The sequence below is a fragment of the Wolbachia endosymbiont (group A) of Paraperithous gnathaulax genome (genome assembly GCF_964028485.1).
Lineage (GTDB): Bacteria > Pseudomonadota > Alphaproteobacteria > Rickettsiales > Anaplasmataceae > Wolbachia > Wolbachia pipientis.
In genome coordinates this window covers 323,970-341,438 of the sequence record NZ_OZ034784.1, presented here as the reverse complement: position 1 = coordinate 341,438, position 17,469 = coordinate 323,970, and the positions used below count along the sequence as shown (strand labels likewise).

The window sequence follows — 17,469 nt, the reverse complement described above, 5'->3', positions numbered from 1 at the left end:
AAATAATTTTCTATATAATATTTCATATGTTTTAAAGCTTCATTTTTATGTTATTATAAATGTAAGTTTCAAGATTGAAAATAATATGGTAAATATTAACACAAAAAAACAGCCAGCAGGATTTTTCATATATCTCTCTGGTCTTTCGGGAAGTGGTAAACTTTCCACAGCAATAGAATTATCTAATATGATAAACGCATTAATTGTAAATAGTAAGTTCTATAACAATGTTCAAGCTTGCTCTATATACGATGGTGTCTTTGAACGTGATCAAATACCTAAAGAAGTTCAAGATAGAATATATGGCATTATGCAAATTATGCTTCAGGTAATAGAAAATTATCCGATTCACTCAAAAAATTACATATTTATTGATGAGTTGATGGAAAATAATGACCAGAACATGAGGATGTATGATTCAATAGTAAGGCTTAGTAAAAAAATGAACACAGAAATCCTTCCTGTGGTACTTAGGTGTGATCTACCGACATTACAAAAGCGTATTGCATTAAAAAGGCAAAAAAAAAATAGGAAGGTGATTAATCTAAATAGCATTGTAGAGAAATTTAGGACTGACGATTTATTTATACCACCAAGTGCCATAGAGATAGAAAATTCAGATATGAGTATAAAAGAAGTAGCTCAAGAGATAGTAAACCAGATGCACAAGCTTAGTAACATTGCATGTACGCGAAAGAATAGTCTATAATGATTTCATATACTGAGGCTCATTTAAATATAGAGCTTCAACTTCATTTAATTTTTGCTTGTTCTCTAATCTATAACGGACTAATAGCCCTGCATGGCTAGCATTTAAATTGCAATCCATATGTGTACTGCTTGTAGCGTGACACTGGGATCCAGGTGCAGATAGTGGCAATAAATTGAAATCAAATAACTGCGTATAAAACCCTTGAGCATTTTTGACTATAGCTCTGATATTTTTTTTGTTATTCGTACAAAGCAAAGATATTGCGTAGGCTTGAACTTCCAGCGCACTAACTCCGTATAATGGCTTATTTGTGGCAAGATTTATACCTTGTGCAGCTGATATACCAACTCTAATTCCAGTGAAACTTCCTGGTCCAACTACTACCACTAAATGATCTATTTTATCATAATTATAGTTGTGCTTATCAAACAAAGTATTCAGAATTTGAAAAAATGATTCTGCATGATTGTTGCTGGCGGAATTGTGCTCTACAAAACAGTTACCATCATAATCAACTATTGCTATTGAACTACCAATACCTACAGTATCAATCGCTAAAATAGACATTACTTAAGCTTATCATAGAGTTTTGTAAACATTATAGCAAAGGCACCATTACCTATAACGTTTGCTGAAGTGATTATTGGATCAAACACTATATACAGTGCTGTGATTAACGAAAGCATTTCTGGAGAAAATTTGAGGTATTTCTCAAGAATAGGTAGCATTACCATAATTCCTCCTGCCGGAACTGCCACGATAGCAAACTTAAATAACAAAAAATAGAGAAGGAAAGTTACATAGTCTGTTGTGCACAATGAATAACCGGAGGCAATTATCATTGATAATATTATAATAAAAAAGCAATCACCTACTAAATGAAAGCTAGCAGTTATTGGCACAACAGACGATGCTATGTCAGGTTGCTTTACATTTTTTTTGCTTCCTTCAAGAGTAAGCGGCATAGTTGCATTACTAGACATTGTGCTCATTGCAGTAATAAATGCCGGTATCATATTGCCTATACTAGCTATCCAGCTTGTGATCTTGAATGAATTTGCTGCTCCATATAAGAGGAAAACATAAAGGTAGGTTGCAGATGCTATAATAATGAAAATTATTGAGTAATCCTTAAATATTATAGATAAAACTTGATCATGCTGCATTTTTAAAGCAAGCCCAAGTACAAATATTGGAATAATCGGCGTCAAAAACGTCTTCAAAATAAAGAGAGTTAAATCTAACATTTTGTTCGAAAGCTCTCTGCTTTTTTTGGGTAGCAGTGTGGACACTACTATGCTGGACACAAATCCACAAGCAAGGGCATAAAAATTAGAAAGCAATGCAGGCAGTCTAAACGACCATAAGGGAACAATTGTTTCTTCATACGTTATATCTTGTATTGAATAAGTGTTTTGTATGATAAAGTGCCCAACAGAATAAGCTATTAAACTTGAAGCCAGATTCGATAAGAAGATCATTATAATAAGTAACAATATGAACTTTATAGCTGACTGCTTAAGATTGTTAACACTGCTAAAGATTAACGCAAAAATAATAAAAGGCATTATAAATAGCAAAACCTCTTTTATACTAAGGCTCGTTGAGTACAAGAAGGTTTTTACTTCCATTGGAACTAAATGACCAAAGAATGCAGCTGAAGTGATGACCGTGAGTAAGATTAATAGTTGTAGCACGTTCTTATATACCAATGTCCTATGGACATATATATGGTAAGTTAGTTGTTAAGTAAAGCAAAACTGTCTAAACTGCACAGCAAATGGTGTAATGAAAGTGGAATGACAAAAAAGAGTGAAATTAGCATTCACTTATTATTCGTGTCATTTTCAGTAAAAGCTTCTTCCCACGTGCCTTGAGTTGCTGCGCGGCTATACTCTGTTACTCTATTTTCAAAGAAATTCGTATGTTCAACGCCATTTAGTATTTCATCAAGCCACGGAATAGGATTATCATTGACATCATATATGGACTCAAGACCTAATTGCATTAACCGTCTGTTTGCTACGTAGCGTATGTAATTGCGCACTTCTTCTGCGGATAGTCCTTCAACATCTCCTAAATCAAAGGCAAGCTTTATGAATTCGTCCTCAAGTTCAACGATGGTGCGACATGCAGAATATAATTCCTCTTTAAACTCGTTGTCCCAAATTTCATTATTCTCTTTAATAAATGTATTAAATAACATGATAATTGAATTGGTGTGCAAAGTTTCATCACGGGCTGACCAGGCGATTATCTGCCCCATTCCTTTCATTTTTCCAAAACGTTGGAAATTGAGCAAAATTGCAAATGATGCAAATAACTGCAACCCTTCAGTGAATGCACCAAACACTGCTAGAGTTTTAGCTACATGTTTTTTATCGTGTTTTTTGCTTTCCTCGAATTCCAACATATATTCATATTTCTTTCTCATAGCATCATACTTTAAAAATGCTTGATACTCACTTTCTGGCATGCCAATTGTGTCTAAAAGATAAGAATAAGCTGCAATGTGTATGGTTTCCATATTGGAAAAGCTTGCAAGCATCATGCATATTTCTGTTGGCTTAAATATATTTGAATAATGCCTCATGTAGCAGTTATTTACTTCAATGTCTGCCTGAGTAAAAAATCTAAAGATCTGGGTTAGTAGATTTTTTTCTACACTTGAAAGTTTAGCTTTCCAATCCTTCACGTCATCAGCGAGCGGAACTTCTTCAGGTATCCAATGGATTCTTTGTTGCTGCAGCCACGCATCATACGCCCAAGGGTAATTAAAAGGTTTGTATATTGGATCTGCTTCTAACAATGACATAAGACACCTATTATTTTCTAAAGTAAATATTATATTAAGTGATATTGAGAATCAGTCAATTTAACTTTTTTGAAATTTGACGGCAGATAATTTATTAGTGTATTATAGCTTCAAGTAATTTATCAACAGAAATGCGAGTATTAATATCTTTTATTTTATTATTTACAGTGAGCTGCACTCACACTATTCACAATCACGGAGCTCCTGGCATTAGTGTTGAATTGTGGAGCAAGATAAAAGTAGGTGACGATAAAGAAAAAGTGGTTCACACTTTAGGATCACCAACATTAGTATCAAAGTTCGATGACAATGTTTGGTACTATGTCTCATATAAAATTAAACAAGCCAATTTTTTAGGAAAAAGGAAGTATAGTAGTAAGTCTCTGCAAATTTCATTCGACCAGGACGGTAAAGTTGAAGATACAAAAGAAACTGACATCTTAGAGAGATCTTTGGCTGTTTCTGATTGAAAGTTTGCTCAGATCTTCCTACGTCATACCGCGGTTCATTCCATAACTGTACGAACATTGCGATTTGGGCCTACCAGAAGGGTGTCATGAAAGTAGCTGACACTAGTTCCTTTATGACGGCAGTGCCCAGACTACTTGGATCCAGGAAACTTAATTGCAAGTAATGCATTGGGTTTGGTAAGTATGGGTTTTGCGTTATAGAATGAAGCACTTTTGGTGAATTTGTAAAGAAAACTGGATCCCAGTGGGCTTTGTTGCATCGCTAGCTATGATGGATTAAAGATAAAAAAGATAGGGAATATCAGTAGCTTATTATTCTGGTATTTATAACAAGAACGGTCAATGAATACCTAAATTTGAGTAAAAGAAATTTCACTACCATTTACCAATCCGGCTAAAATTCAAGAATTTCAATGCTTTAGCTATTTTCAATAGAATTAAATTTATTAATATAAATAACAAATTACTATTCTTAAATTTGATCAGATTGATTGCAAAAAAACAAGATTTTCAATAGGTTGCTTATAATCCTAACTATAGTTAGCCTTTCATAAGTAGCGATGCAACAAAGCCATCCCAGTGTCAAGCACTGGGATGACACCATTTGTTGTAAACTCACTTTTACTCTATGGTTATACTACCTTGCTGCTATCCTGAACGGATACAGTGGGCTTATTAAATTATAGAATTACTTTAGCTATAGAATAAAATCTAGTGTTACTTCACGCCAAATGTGGTGGTGCTGAGTAGGCAAGCCGGTCAATGGGCTACATTTATATACTGCACGCATTGCATTATCTGCTATCGACCTGAAAAGTGGATTATTTCGATAGGAATCACTGTCTGCTACATCCGCCATAATTATCTCGCCTTGACTGGATAACAATAAGTTAATTTTTATATTAAAATTTTCTTTGTAAGCTATGCTTTCAGGAATGCTCCAGCATTTTGTGAGCTTGTCTCTTATAGAGTTAATAATTTCTGTTACAACTAATTCATCCTTTTTGCTCTCAACGCTTTTTTCGTTTCCTATTTCATTTTTTGCCCCTCTAACATCCCTTCTTAGTTTTTTCTCTACACTTTTTTTTCTTTTTGGAATTGGAATGAATTCTTTACCCTCGTTAATAATGACTTCTTCTTGCATTTCGATAATTTGCCTCGGTTGTGCTACAACAGTGTGCTCAACTATTTCTTTTTTCCTTTGTGGTATAGGAACAGCTAACGTATCATTCGTTTGGGCTTTTGTTGAAGATAACGAAAAAAGCAAAAAACAACATAAAGACAAAAAAAGAATATAATTCGAATAGAAAAAACGCATATGTTAAGCAGCTTGTTTTACTGGTTTAAAGCTAATATTGCACGTAAAGTCAATATATTTTAGTTGATGGACGAGTTTGAAGTCAATAAGGAATCCCTTCAAAGCTGAAGGCAAGCGGAAGATTGTCTTCTCGACAGACAAAGGAATTGTATGATGGATTAAAAGGAACCGTATGACAAAAATTATAGCAAAAGAATATACAGAATTTTTAGAGCAATTGAAGGATCATATTGCAACAAACCGTTATAAAGCAGCACTTGCAGTAAATAGTAAGCTTATTTTGCTTTACCACCATATTGGTACAGAGATCCTAAAACGCCAAAAAGAACATACCTGGGGAGCTAAGGTAATTGATCAATTAAGTAAGGATTTGAGAAGTACATTTCCAGAAATGAAAGGCTTTAGCATGAGAAATCTGAAGTATATGCGTAAGTTTGCCGAAGAATATCCTGATGTTGAATTTGTGCAGGAGCCTCTTGCACAATTAACTTGGTATCACAATATCACTCTTTTGGAAAAAATAGAAAGTCATGAAATAAGATTATTTTATGTAAAAAAAGCTATTGAACATGGCTGGTCACGTAACATTATGGTGATGCAGATAGAACTTGGACTACATAAACGTCAAGGAAAAGCAATAACTAATTTTAAAGAAAAATTACCATCTCCACAATCCGATCTAGCACATTACACATTAAAAGATCCGTATATTTTTGATTTTTTAAGTATAGGTAAGGATGCTCATGAAAGAGAAGTAGAAAAAGGACTCGTAGGGCATATGGAAAAATTTCTGTTAGAACTCGGTGAAGGATTTGCATTTGTTGGTAGACAATTTCATTTAGATGTTGGTAATAAAGACTTTTATATTGATTTATTATTCTATCATTTAAAGTTACGTTGCTTCGTAGTGATTGAACTAAAAGATAAGGATTTTAAGCCGGAATATGCTGGTAAAATGAATTTTTATCTTTCTGCAGTTGATGATTTACTGAAGCACTCGACAGATCAACCTTCTATAGGGTTAATCTTATGTAAATCTAAAGACGATGTACTTGCTAAATATACACTCCGAGACATGAACAAGCCAATAGGGCTAGCAGAATATCGAATAACTGAAAATCTACCAGAGAACATAAAAACAGCTTTACCGACGATAGAAGAATTAGAAGCTGAATTATCCAAAATTTCAGACGAGGAAAAGTAATGTTACTAAAATCATTCAAACAATTATTTAGCAAACCAAAAGCTCAGTATGAAATGCATCAGGCTCAGGAAGAAGAGTGGCAGCCAATAACTTACTCTCTCATAGCCTTGAAACTTTGGAAGCAAACAGTAACGGAGTAAGTGATTTTTATGGATTACACGCTCTAGGTGCACTATCCTATATATCATACGGTCAATACACTCTAAATGAGATGGAAAGATGAAGGCATCATTATAGCTGCTAAAAAATACGGCGATAAAAACTTAATTCTTTCTCTGTTTACAAAAAATCATGGAAAGCGCAGGGGATTAACTAAGCTAACAAACAATAGCAATTATAAGTTTCAGATAAGTAATCTATTACATGCAGAATGGAGTGCTAAGTTACCTGAAAATCTAGGTTTTTTTAAGTGCGAATTAATCGAATCTCCATTCCATCATTTCTTTCAAGATAGGTTAAAAAGCATTACTATTGTTTCTTTCTCCTCTATTTTAGAAAAAGTGCTTCCAGAAAGTGAACCCTGTGCCATGCTGTATGACAATTTTCGATATTTCATCGATGTAATTAAACACAACAATCAGTCTTGGCAAAGCCATTATCTTAACTTAGAGCTTCTGCTTCTTACGCAATTGGGATTCAAGTTAGACTTATCCAAATGCGCTGTAACAGGTGTTAAGGAAAATTTACAATTTATTTCTCCAAAAACTGGTAGAGCAGTGTCAAAAAAAGTAGGAGATTATTATGCAGATAAACTCCTACCTTTTCCACAAATGTTACATGATGTATACAATAATAACCTACAAAACAGCTACTCATTCCAAGAATTTCAGTTAGGACTGAAAGTCACAGGATATTTTTTAAATAAGTATCTATTTTTGCAGTTAAACGTGAAATTTCCAGAGCTGAGAAACCTCATGTTGTCGCTTTAATTTTAGCAGTCCTACGTCATACCGCGATTCATTCGCGGTATCTCTTAGCATAGATCCAGCTAACAAGTAGCGGGATGACGAACTTATCGTCATGCCACCGCGAACCGTCATACCGTGATTTATTCACGGTATCTCTTAGCATAGATCCAGCTAACAAGCAGCGGGACGACGGTTGTCAGGGTGTCATCCCAGCGCCCCTATGATGTCATCCCAGTGCCCAGACACTGGGATCCAGAAAAGTTTGCTTGTGAACAAGCAAACTAGCATGGAAAGTGGTTACAACGTTTTCGATGAGATTATATGGAAAACTGGATTCCAGTGTCAAGCACTGGAATGACAAGGTATAAACCTTATCGTCATGCTGCCGCGAACCGTCATACCGCGATTCATTCGCGGTATCTCAGCATAGATTCCGCTAACTAGTAGCGGAATGACGGTTGTCGGCAAACTTAAGCCACTTTAGCTATAGCCAGTAACCACTCTATTTCTACCACTGTTTTTTGCTTTATATAAATATTTGTCGGCACGTACTATAAATTCTTTAATATTGTCAAGGTCAGATTCTTGCATTTCTGCAATTCCAATGCTCACAGTTACATCGTGGGTTGTATTTTTATCCGCAAGTATAAAAGGTTTTTTAGCAATAATTTTTCGTATTCTCTCCGCAATAGTATACGCATCTGATACATTGGTATCTGGCATTACAACAACAAACTCCTCACCACCAAACCTAGCTAGTAAATCTGTCACTCTGATATTTTCAGAAATTCTTTTCTGTATTTGCTTTAAAAGTTCATCTCCAGCACTATGCCCAAAACTGTCATTCACTATCTTAAAATAGTCTATATCAAGTATCATAAGAGACAACCTTCTATCCTTTTCCACAGAGTCCTTAACAATGTTTCTTAAGTGTGCATCAAAATATCTTCTATTATAACAGTTAGTTAATGGGTCCTTTATAGACATTTCCGCATTATTAAATAAATTCATTCTCAAGGCATCTTGATATCTTTTGCGTTTTACTTGCGAATTAACCCTTGCTATTAGCTCACCCTCATCCAAAGGTACTGTTAAATAATCATTAGCACCTACATCAAGTGCTTTTACTAAATTGTTTTTATCATAATCCTCAGAAAGAATCAGAATTGGTGTATAACGTGTTTCCACCTTACTACGAAACTCAGAACACAAACGCAAGCCGTCAGTTTTTGAAAATTGCATATCAGAAATGATCAGGTCGTAACCATTCTCAATACCAACCTTCAATGCTTCCATTGGATCACTCAGTATTTTAATTGACCTAAAGCGTTGCTTTAATATATTATATATCTGCTCTACTTGATGAACATCCTCATCTATAACAAGTATGTTAGCATCAAAAATCTGATTGGAATAATCCATAATACTGTTTCCTGCGACTCCACCAATCTCAGCGTTAGTTTCTCCTCTCAAACGCAATTCATCGATAATCATCTTTAAGCGTGTGAGAGACTTAATTCGTGCAGATAAAGCAGTTTCGTTTATTGGTTTAGTCAGAAAATCATCCGCGCCAGCATTAATACCTTGCACTCTATCATGAGTATCATGCAGCGCAGTTACCATAATTATTGGAATATGGGTTGTCAAGGGATCATTTTTTAGCTCCTTACAAACTTCAAAGCCATTCATCTTTGGCATCATGATATCAAGTAATATAATATCAGGCTGCTGCTTTGCTACTAAATCTATAGCTTCTTCACCATCATGAGCTACGATAACCGTATAGTACTCTGCTTTTAGTCGAGCTTCTAAAAGCTTGACATTAGATAGTACATCATCTACTACCAGAATCTTTGCTGTCATTATCTTTAGATGTATTATCTATATCATAAGTAGGATAAAGCTTACCATTTTTACCAATTATGTAATTTACTTTCTCAGCATTACATTCTTTATATAAGTCTTCAATTCCGGCATCCTTCAATAACCTCCTAGCTTTTAACTTTACAATTATAAAATACCTATATATAGTCTTAATAAAATCAATAAATACAGGTACCTTATTTTTATCAAGAACAATTATGCTCACTAAAGCTACAACTAAAATTTCTGAAAGACCTATATTGAACATTTTCCTATGAAGCAAGTACTTTAATCCTTCTGATTATAAATATTAATTTGCTTAAATCAAGTTTAGAAGCAACCATCTCATCTAAAAAACTATTATAACGTTCTATGTAGTCCTTATCATTACAAGCCCAGGTTTGAACCTTATCTTCGGGGTTATCAGTAGCTTTTATGACTTTAACAGTTAGCTTGTGATGGTAATTGCTTAAATCGTCCAATAAATCATTAACTAAGCTGCGATCCCAATAAGAAGAGCGGCTTTTCATCTTGATGGCAATTGTTCTAATCAGATCGAATCTTAACAGCGACTTTAACTCAAAGTATATTTTACCAGCATCAAGAATGGACAAAGATGTCTGTTCAGCAACAGATATAATATCCAGTGCATAAGTAAGAACGCACAGGTCAGCAATTTTTTTTGCTAGATCTTTATCTATATTAAGTTCCACTAAAGAAGTGTATCCATGATTATAGACCTTTAACAGGTGTTCATCTAAAACATCATGGCCTAAAGTTTCAATTGCATCTTTAAATTTTGTAACATCATCCAATTCTACAAAGCTAAGATTTTTTACTAACCAAAACGATACTCTGCCAATAAATTTCTGCACGTTCCTCACTATTTGTAAGTATGAGTTAACATCAATTTTTCCATCCAATTCATCAATTTTCTGCCACAGGCTGTTTAAATCATACAGGTGGTTAACAACAATATATATGTTAACCGCTTCTTGTATCTTAATTCCAGTGTTCTCAGCCAAATTATTGATGAATATACAGCCCATTCTATTCACTACATCATTTGCAATGCAAGTAGAGATAATTTCTCTACGAAGTTGGTGTTTTAATATGAAATCCTTAAACTTTGTTACCATCTTTTTAGGAAAATAACCTAGCAAGTAGTCATGAGATATAAGATCTTTTTCAGACAGATCGGAATGTATAATTTCATTTTTTATTGCTGTTCTAGCATAAGACATTAGAACAGAGAGCTGAGGAGAACTGAAACCTTCTGCACCAGTTAACATCCTTGCTATCTCTTCTTCAGTTGGAAGAAATTCTACGCTTCGGTTTAACAGCCCAGATTTTTCTAAACTGAGCAGTAACCTGTGGTGCTGCTCCAATCTCTCTTTAGCTTGCAAACACTCAAGAAGTAATGCTTTTGTTTCAATTTTGTTGTGGTTCTCAAGCACTTTGGATGCAACTTCATCCACCATACTTGCCAGTATTTCATTCCTTTTTTCTAAAGAAATACCCCCTGCTTTCATAGCTGAAACAAATGCAATCTTAATGTTAACTTCAAGGTCTGAACATATCACTCCGGCTGAATTATCAACAAAATCTGCATTGATATATCCACCTCTTTCAGCATATTCTATTCTTCCAAGCTGTGTACAACCAAGATTTCCACCCTCTATAAACATAGAAGCTCTAATATCCTTACCATTTACTCTCAGCTCATCGTTTGCTTTGTCACCGACCATGCTATGATTTTCACTCTTTGCCTTAACAAACGTGCCAATTCCTCCATTCCATATGAAGTCCACTTTTGCTTTCAACAGATATCTAATCAAATCACTTGGAGGTAGCATATCTTCTGTTATATCAAAGCATTTTTTCATTTCTTGAGAAAGATTTACTTGCTTGCTGCTACGCTCAAATACCCCGCCACCCTGAGAGATCAAATCTTTGTTATAATCCATCCAGGTTGAAAATGGTAACTTAAAGAGACGTTTACGTTCTGTGAAACTCTTTTCTGCATCAGGATTTGGGTCAACAAAAATATGCATATGGTTAAATGCGCCGATTAAATGTATATTTTTTGAAAGCAGCATACCGTTTCCAAATAGATCGCCAGCCATATCTCCAATTCCAATAACAGTTGCATCCTGGTAAATATCCTTATTCATTTTCCAAAAATGCCTTTGTGCTGCAATCCATGCACCTCTTGCTGTAATACCCATTTTCTTATGGTCGTAACCTACTGATCCACCAGATGCAAATGCATCGCCAAGCCAAAAGTTATATTCAGAGGCTATCTGGTTGGCATAATCAGAAAATGAAGCAGTTCCTTTATCAGCAGCAACCACGAGATATGGATCATCTTCATCATACCTAATCACATTCTCTGGTGGAATTATTTTACCATCAACCACGTTATCAGTAATATCAAGCATTCCTCTGATAAAACTCTTATAGCACTCAACACTTTTCTCTCTTAAAATATTCTTATCTTTATAAGCTTGCTTTATTACAAACCCACCCTTTGCACCAACAGGGACAATAACCGCATTTTTTGTCATCTGAGCTTTCATGAGCCCCAAAACTTCAGTGCGAAAATCTTCCGTCCTATCCGACCACCTTAAGCCACCACGGGCTAATTTCCCTCCTCTTAGATGTATTCCCTCAAAAAGGTTTGAATAAATATACAATTCACGATACGGACGAGGATCAGGTAAACCATTTATTTTACTTGAGTCAAATTTTGTAGATAAATATGGTTTATCGTCTTGATAATAACTGGTCCTTAAAATAGCCATTATCAAGTTAAATATCGAGCGCAAAACGTAATCATGTGAAACATTGCTGATCTCTTTTAGAAGTTCCTCAATTTTTTCTCTGACAATGTCCGTAGTTTCTGCTCTATCAATGTCTATGTTAGGATCAAATCTTGCATGAAATAGTTGTATCAAATACTTTACTATTTTTGGATGCTCTGAGACTACCTTTTGGATATATTCTGGATTGTAGTTAAATGACGTCTGCTTTAGGTAAGCACTTAACGCTCTAACCAGAAGCACTTCTTTCCACTTGAGCCCAGCAATAATGATCAAACTATTGAAATAGTCATTTTTAATTTCCTTGCTAAACACTTTCGCAAGTGTTATTTCAAATTGCTCTTTTAGAGTAATGTTGTCTATTAATTCATCGACTCTTGACAACACAAAATGGTGTATCCATATTCCGCCGTTAATTTCTATGTAATAGCCATTATGAGATAGAATCTTAGCTCCCAAATTCTTAGTAATTCTTAATATCTTCGATAATTCAAGACCTCCATTGCTCGAAGTGTAAACCTTTAATTGATAATTAAGATTGTCACGAGTAAGTCTTAAATCGACCTCGCTAACTCTTTTTTTCCTCACTATCTCCAATTTTTTCATATCGTAATATGCGTCATGAGGTTCGAAACTCTCTTGATAGCTTATTGGAAATGCCTTGCAATAACGGATGAATATATCCTCAACAGTGCTAAAAGTATTATATAAATTGTCTATAAAACGATCTTCCCATTTTTCCGTAATGTTCCTTAATTTGTTTTCGATACGCAAAACTTTATCATCAGGAACACTAGCGTTTTTAGCCTTTAGCACCACGTGCAATTTCATTAAGTCATATTCGTTTATAATGTGGTGGTTATAAATATCTGAACTTTCTGCATTTATCTCATCCTTCAATATATTGCTTATCTTGAGCATTAGCCTGGAGCTAGCATAACGCATCGGTATCAGCACTATACAACTAGTAAACGCTCCCTTACTTCTTAAGCATAACTTGACTCTTGGTCTTATTGCAAGGGACATAATAGAAGTACAAATTTGAAATAATTCTTCCTCATTAGACTGGAACAATTCATCACATGAGAATACTTGTAAAATATAAATTAGAGCTTTGTTATTGTGGCCCCCGGTTACAAACCCTGCATTTTTTTCTATAACTTTAACTTTATCTCTTATTATTGGAATAGTTCTAATATCTTGGACCTCCGCTACAGAAGTAAATAGCCCGAAAAAACGCCGTTCCTTTACCACATTACCCTGGTCATCAAATTCTTTTACTCCTATACAATTCATGTATGTACGCCGATGGACTATTGAGATTAGATCTGATCTCAATATGTATAGGGAATCAAGGTTTGCAGAAGGAATCAACGTACTTTGACCTACTCTCATCAGGCCAAGGTCCTTTTTGCTGTCACAGACGAGTTTTTCATCTTTACCAGCAATATATTCTTGATAACCTAGAAATACGAAGTTATTATTCTTTAACCAAACTAGAAAATCTTTTTGCTCTTGATTTCGGTCTGGTGTCATTCCAGTGCGTGACACTGGAATCCACGTGTCCTTTTCCTGGATCCCAGCTGGGATGACAGAAAGACTTGCCTCATCAAGTTTCTTGAGCATTAAGTGCCAATCTTTCACAACGCAATTAACCGCTTTCAGCGTTTTCTGTAGAGATTCTTTTAATGTATCAACAAAGCTGTCACTTATACCTTTGATAATTACATATATGACTGACTCTTTGACTCCATTGCTTTCTTCCAAAGAGTAAATCTCGTCTATTAGGCCATCTTTTCTTTTAATGTTAATTATGCTGTTGCTGTAATAGCATATGGTTAAATCGTGCGACTTAATAGTTGCAATAACGGAGTCAACCAAAAATGGCATATCATCGTTTGTTATCTTAATCGTGGTAAAATCGCCTTCTATTCCTGGTATATCATCTATATTGCTTACTACTAACTTACTTTCATCTTTCTCTTTTTGAGAAACAAAATTGTAAGCATCGTTTACAATATATAGCAAAAACTTATCATTGGCTTTTAGGTCGCTTTTATAAACAAAACTATAAAAATACTTAATAAATTTTTTAATTTTTTCTTTATCTTGCTGATTTTCTTGATCAGCTAACTTAAATAAAGACTCAGTGTCAACATTATGATCTATACACATTTTTTTTAACAAAAATACACAGTGAACTTAAACCTTTTTAACTAAGATTTCATTATCAAGAGCGTACACTATTAGCTCATCATTTTCTACTACTTCCCCTGATAAAACTAATTTAGCTAAATTATTTTGAATACACTCTTGTATAACCCTTTTTAAGGGCCTTGCTCCATATTCAGGGTCATAGCCAGTTTGTGCTATTAGTTCTTTAGCTTCCTGCAACAAACTTATACTCAGTTTACGCTTAGCAAGTGTTTTTTGTAAATAAGAAAATTGAACATCTATAATTTTATAGATGTCATCTCTGGTTAAACTGTGGAATATAATAATTTCATCCAGCCTGTTTAAAAATTCTGGACGAAATGCTGATTTAACTATTTGCATCACTTCATTTCTTACAGAATCAACATTCCCTTTTAGCATTATCTCAGCGCCAAGGTTAGAAGTTAAAATCAGTATGGTGTTGCGAAAATCAATTAATTTACCATGACTATCAGTGAGTCTACCCTCATCCAAGATTTGCAGCAATAGATTAAATATATCTGGATTTGCTTTCTCGATTTCATCAAACAGAATAACCTGATATGGCCTTCTTCTTACCGCTTCAGTTAATCTGCCACCTTGTTCATAGCCAACATACCCTGGAGGCGCGCCAATTAGCTTTGAAACAGAATGTTTTTCCATATATTCTGACATATCAAAACGCAGAAGCGCTGATTGATCGTCAAACAGAAATTCAGCTAAGGCTTTCGCAAGTTCGGTTTTACCAACCCCGGTTGGGCCTAAGAATAAGAATGAACCAAAAGGTCGATTAGTATCTTGCACCCCAGAGCGGGAGCGCCTAACTGCATTACTTATCGCTTCTATTGCATCTTTCTGCCCTATTACTCTTCTTCCTATTTCATTCTCCATGTTAAGAAGTTTTTCCTTTTCACTGTGCATCATGTTATCAACTGGAATTCCTGTCCACTTTGAAACAATGTTTGCAATATCATCTCCAGTCACTTCTTTCTTTAAGAAACTATCAGTAACCTTTTCCTGATTTTTTAATTCATTCTCAAGCTGAGGGATCACACCATACATCAGCTCTCCTGCTTTTCCTAAATTTCCACTCCGCTGAGCCAATTCCAGCTCTTTTCTAGCGTTATCTAATTTTTCGGCTGTTTCTTGTATTCTAGCTATTTTATTCTTTTCCATCTGCCATTTGCTGTTCAAGTCAGCAAATTTGCTATTTAGGTTTTCAACCTTCTCATTTATCTTTTTTAAACGCTGTTTAGAATTTTCATCACTTTCTTTTTTTAAAGCCTCTGCTTCAATCTTTAGCTGTATAACCTTTCTCTCAAGTTCATCAATAACTTCAGGCTTGCTATCCATTTCAATTCTCACCCTACTTGCTGCTTCATCAATCAAATCAATTGCTTTATCAGGTAAAAACCTATCTGTTATATATCTATTGGACAACGTTGCAGCAGCAATTATTGCACCGTCTGTAATTCTTATACCATGATGCACCTCATATCTTTCCTTCAAACCCCTGAGTATTGAAATGGTATCAGTTTCAGTTGGTTGAGAAATAAACACAGGCTGGAAACGCCTTGCAAGCGCAGGATCTTTTTCTATATGCTGACGATATTCATCTAAAGTTGTGGCTCCTATACAGCGAATTTCTCCACGCGCAAGAGCAGGCTTCAGCAGATTCGAGGCATCCATTGCACCACTTGTTGCTCCTGCTCCAACTAAAGTATGAAGCTCATCTATAAACAAGATAACTTTTCCCTCCGCTTTCGAAAGCTCATTAATAACTGCTTTTAACCTTTCTTCAAATTCTCCTCTAAACTTTGTTCCAGCGATTAATGCACCAAGATCCAAAGCTAAGACCTTTGCATCATGCAAACCAAGTGGTACATCGTTTGCAACAATTCTATTTGCAAGCCCCTCAACTATTGCAGTTTTTCCAACACCAGGTTCACCGATCAGCACTGGATTATTTTTTGTCCGCCTCAGTGATACCTGCATAGTTCTTCTGATCTCTTCATCACGACCAATTACAGGATCAAGCTTTCCTTGCATAGCAAGCTCTGTAACATCTTTTGTATATTTCTTTGCCGCGTTTAATTTTTCCTCACTGTTTGGCGAGTCCGCACTGCTGCCCTTTCTCATTTCTGCAACAACTGAGTTCAGTTTTTGTGGAGTCACACCATTCTCTGCCAGAATTTTGCCTACAGTATCATCTTTTTGTGCAGTGAGGCCCTGCAGTAAACGCTCGACAGCAACAAATGAATCTTTATTTCTCTTTGCAATACCAATTGAATCTTCAAAAACTTTTGCTATTTCTCTTGAAAGTTGAAGGCCACCACTTCCTGGACCTTCAATTACTGGCAACTTTTTTATTGCGCTATCCACAGCATCAGAAATACTTTGCACACTTCCACCACAAGCGTTTATCAAATCCTGAACTAAACCTGATTCATCTTCAAGCATCACTTTTAGTAAATGCTCAGGCATAAAAATCTGATGCCCAGCTCCCAACGCTTTCATTTGAGCACTTTGAATTAGACTTTTTGCTTTTTCGGTAAATTTATTTAAGTCCATAACACCAGTTAAATTCGTATTTGCTGATGTATATAACAACTGATTTCATAAATTTAAACCTAAAGTTGTTTATTGTTAGGTATGAAATTTAAAACTTTCTTAAAAAAGGAACTATCATAGTAACCATACAAATATCTTGTATCTCAAGACCTTTGGTTTTTGTTGCTGAAAATGGTTGTATTATTTAAGTTATTAACAATATACAATACTAAGTTAATGCAATTTATTTGGAGATGACAGGAAAATTTATTGTAACTTTATATTTTAAATAGAATAAAGTTCTTTTGTTAGTATTGTCCTTTTTGTAAAAAATATTCCTAATTTCTTCATCATTTCTGTGGGTAAGGTCATCTGCTTCTCTACCTCAAGTGGTTAACAAAGTTTCTTGTCACGAGGGACCAAATGGAAATCTGCTCGTTTTCACGCGAATTAATGTTACAAATTCTATACATTTCGTTACAAAATGGCATTCGCTTTCTCCATTATCCTTTACCTGCATTTTCATCAACGTTCCTTGCGGTTTGCTTGCCATATAGGCGGAAATACAGGCTTACCCTGTTCCTTCTGTCATACAACAGTGGGTTAGGTGACTT

15 protein-coding genes are annotated in these 17,469 nt (G+C 35.0%); 6 read left to right on the top strand and 9 right to left on the bottom strand.

Annotated features, from left to right (window positions below; genetic code table 11):
* Window positions 1-85 precede the first annotated feature (85 nt).
* Entirely contained in the window at window positions 86-709 is a 624-nt protein-coding gene (locus ABWU74_RS01895; RefSeq protein ID WP_353289359.1) for an AAA family ATPase, read from the top strand.
* Here the strand turns inward: ABWU74_RS01895 and tsaB are convergent.
* From tsaB to ABWU74_RS01880, 3 genes are all read right to left on the bottom strand, one after another.
* On the bottom strand, window positions 704-1,279 hold the full coding sequence (tsaB, locus tag ABWU74_RS01890; protein ID WP_010962437.1) for a tRNA (adenosine(37)-N6)-threonylcarbamoyltransferase complex dimerization subunit type 1 TsaB: 576 nt from the start codon (window positions 1,277-1,279) through the stop codon (window positions 704-706). The two genes, ABWU74_RS01895 and tsaB, sit on opposite strands and share 6 nt — an antisense overlap.
* Window positions 1,279-2,409 (bottom strand): cation:dicarboxylate symporter family transporter, encoded by a 1,131-nt coding sequence (locus ABWU74_RS01885; RefSeq protein WP_209472733.1) that lies wholly within the window; start codon window positions 2,407-2,409, stop codon window positions 1,279-1,281. Before ABWU74_RS01885 ends, tsaB begins: the two co-directional genes overlap by 1 nt.
* A gap of 128 nt (window positions 2,410-2,537) precedes the next feature.
* Window positions 2,538-3,527: a ribonucleotide-diphosphate reductase subunit beta gene (locus ABWU74_RS01880; RefSeq protein WP_341820155.1), complete on the bottom strand. Its 990-nt coding sequence runs from the start codon at window positions 3,525-3,527 to the stop codon at window positions 2,538-2,540.
* Window positions 3,528-3,658: 131 nt separating this feature from the next.
* Here ABWU74_RS01880 and ABWU74_RS01875 point away from each other — a divergent pair, with 131 nt between their 5' ends.
* Complete coding sequence (locus tag ABWU74_RS01875; RefSeq protein WP_006279908.1) at window positions 3,659-3,997, top strand: outer membrane protein assembly factor BamE; 339 nt, start codon at window positions 3,659-3,661, stop codon at window positions 3,995-3,997.
* Between the two features lie 472 nt (window positions 3,998-4,469).
* On the opposite strand, the gene ABWU74_RS01870 is transcribed toward ABWU74_RS01875, so the two are convergent.
* Together ABWU74_RS01870 and ABWU74_RS01865 are read right to left on the bottom strand one after the other, a co-directional pair.
* Complete coding sequence (locus ABWU74_RS01870; protein ID WP_155975170.1) at window positions 4,470-4,616, bottom strand: hypothetical protein; 147 nt, start codon at window positions 4,614-4,616, stop codon at window positions 4,470-4,472.
* 78 nt (window positions 4,617-4,694) lie between these two features.
* Window positions 4,695-5,315 carry a hypothetical protein gene (locus ABWU74_RS01865; protein WP_022626225.1) on the bottom strand — a complete coding sequence of 207 codons (621 nt, stop codon included), beginning with the start codon at window positions 5,313-5,315 and terminating at the stop codon, window positions 4,695-4,697.
* Between the two features lie 172 nt (window positions 5,316-5,487).
* Between ABWU74_RS01865 and ABWU74_RS01860 the strand changes: the two genes are divergently transcribed.
* From ABWU74_RS01860 to ABWU74_RS01845, 4 genes are all read left to right on the top strand, one after another.
* On the top strand, window positions 5,488-6,519 hold the full coding sequence (locus tag ABWU74_RS01860) for a YhcG family protein (protein WP_038199734.1): 1,032 nt from the start codon (window positions 5,488-5,490) through the stop codon (window positions 6,517-6,519).
* 76 nt (window positions 6,520-6,595) lie between these two features.
* Window positions 6,596-6,742, top strand: a complete 147-nt coding sequence (locus ABWU74_RS01855) for a hypothetical protein (RefSeq protein ID WP_007548499.1) — start codon at window positions 6,596-6,598, stop codon at window positions 6,740-6,742.
* Complete coding sequence (recO, locus tag ABWU74_RS01850) at window positions 6,726-7,448, top strand: DNA repair protein RecO (RefSeq protein WP_010082260.1); 723 nt, start codon at window positions 6,726-6,728, stop codon at window positions 7,446-7,448. The genes ABWU74_RS01855 and recO overlap by 17 nt, the downstream gene beginning before the upstream one ends.
* Window positions 7,449-7,620: 172 nt before the next feature.
* The gene (locus ABWU74_RS01845) at window positions 7,621-7,785 is read left to right on the top strand and encodes a hypothetical protein (RefSeq protein WP_010962440.1); all 165 of its coding nucleotides are present in this window, start codon (window positions 7,621-7,623) and stop codon (window positions 7,783-7,785) included.
* 122 nt (window positions 7,786-7,907) lie between these two features.
* Here the strand turns inward: ABWU74_RS01845 and ABWU74_RS01840 are convergent, their stop codons facing one another.
* From ABWU74_RS01840 to clpB, 4 genes are read right to left on the bottom strand one after another with little or no spacing between them, the layout of a single operon-like run.
* Window positions 7,908-9,290 carry a PleD family two-component system response regulator gene (locus ABWU74_RS01840; RefSeq protein ID WP_209472737.1) on the bottom strand — a complete coding sequence of 461 codons (1,383 nt, stop codon included), beginning with the start codon at window positions 9,288-9,290 and terminating at the stop codon, window positions 7,908-7,910.
* On the bottom strand, window positions 9,262-9,558 hold the full coding sequence (locus tag ABWU74_RS01835; RefSeq protein ID WP_209472739.1) for a hypothetical protein: 297 nt from the start codon (window positions 9,556-9,558) through the stop codon (window positions 9,262-9,264). Before ABWU74_RS01835 ends, ABWU74_RS01840 begins: the two co-directional genes overlap by 29 nt.
* A gap of 4 nt (window positions 9,559-9,562) precedes the next feature.
* A complete protein-coding gene (locus ABWU74_RS01830; protein ID WP_353289441.1) occupies window positions 9,563-14,287 on the bottom strand; it encodes an NAD-glutamate dehydrogenase in 4,725 nt (1,574 codons plus the stop codon).
* Window positions 14,288-14,314: 27 nt separating this feature from the next.
* The gene (clpB, locus tag ABWU74_RS01825; RefSeq protein ID WP_209473398.1) at window positions 14,315-16,876 is read right to left on the bottom strand and encodes an ATP-dependent chaperone ClpB; all 2,562 of its coding nucleotides are present in this window, start codon (window positions 16,874-16,876) and stop codon (window positions 14,315-14,317) included.
* Window positions 16,877-17,469: the final 593 nt, after the last annotated feature.

Excerpts from the sequence above, each read along its gene's own strand:
- ABWU74_RS01895 (WP_353289359.1), top strand. The coding sequence starts at position 86 with ATGGTAAATATTAACACAAAAAAACAGCCAGCAGGATTTTTCATATAT.
- tsaB (WP_010962437.1), bottom strand. The coding sequence starts at position 1,279 with ATGTCTATTTTAGCGATTGATACTGTAGGTATTGGTAGTTCAATAGCA.
- ABWU74_RS01880 (WP_341820155.1), bottom strand. The coding sequence starts at position 3,527 with ATGTCATTGTTAGAAGCAGATCCAATATACAAACCTTTTAATTACCCT.
- ABWU74_RS01875 (WP_006279908.1), top strand. The coding sequence starts at position 3,659 with ATGCGAGTATTAATATCTTTTATTTTATTATTTACAGTGAGCTGCACT.
- ABWU74_RS01865 (WP_022626225.1), bottom strand. The coding sequence starts at position 5,315 with ATGCGTTTTTTCTATTCGAATTATATTCTTTTTTTGTCTTTATGTTGT.
- ABWU74_RS01860 (WP_038199734.1), top strand. The coding sequence starts at position 5,488 with ATGACAAAAATTATAGCAAAAGAATATACAGAATTTTTAGAGCAATTG.
- recO (WP_010082260.1), top strand. The coding sequence starts at position 6,726 with ATGAGATGGAAAGATGAAGGCATCATTATAGCTGCTAAAAAATACGGC.
- ABWU74_RS01840 (WP_209472737.1), bottom strand. The coding sequence starts at position 9,290 with ATGACAGCAAAGATTCTGGTAGTAGATGATGTACTATCTAATGTCAAG.
- ABWU74_RS01835 (WP_209472739.1), bottom strand. The coding sequence starts at position 9,558 with ATGTTCAATATAGGTCTTTCAGAAATTTTAGTTGTAGCTTTAGTGAGC.
- ABWU74_RS01830 (WP_353289441.1), bottom strand. The coding sequence starts at position 14,287 with ATGTGTATAGATCATAATGTTGACACTGAGTCTTTATTTAAGTTAGCT.
- clpB (WP_209473398.1), bottom strand. The coding sequence starts at position 16,876 with ATGGACTTAAATAAATTTACCGAAAAAGCAAAAAGTCTAATTCAAAGT.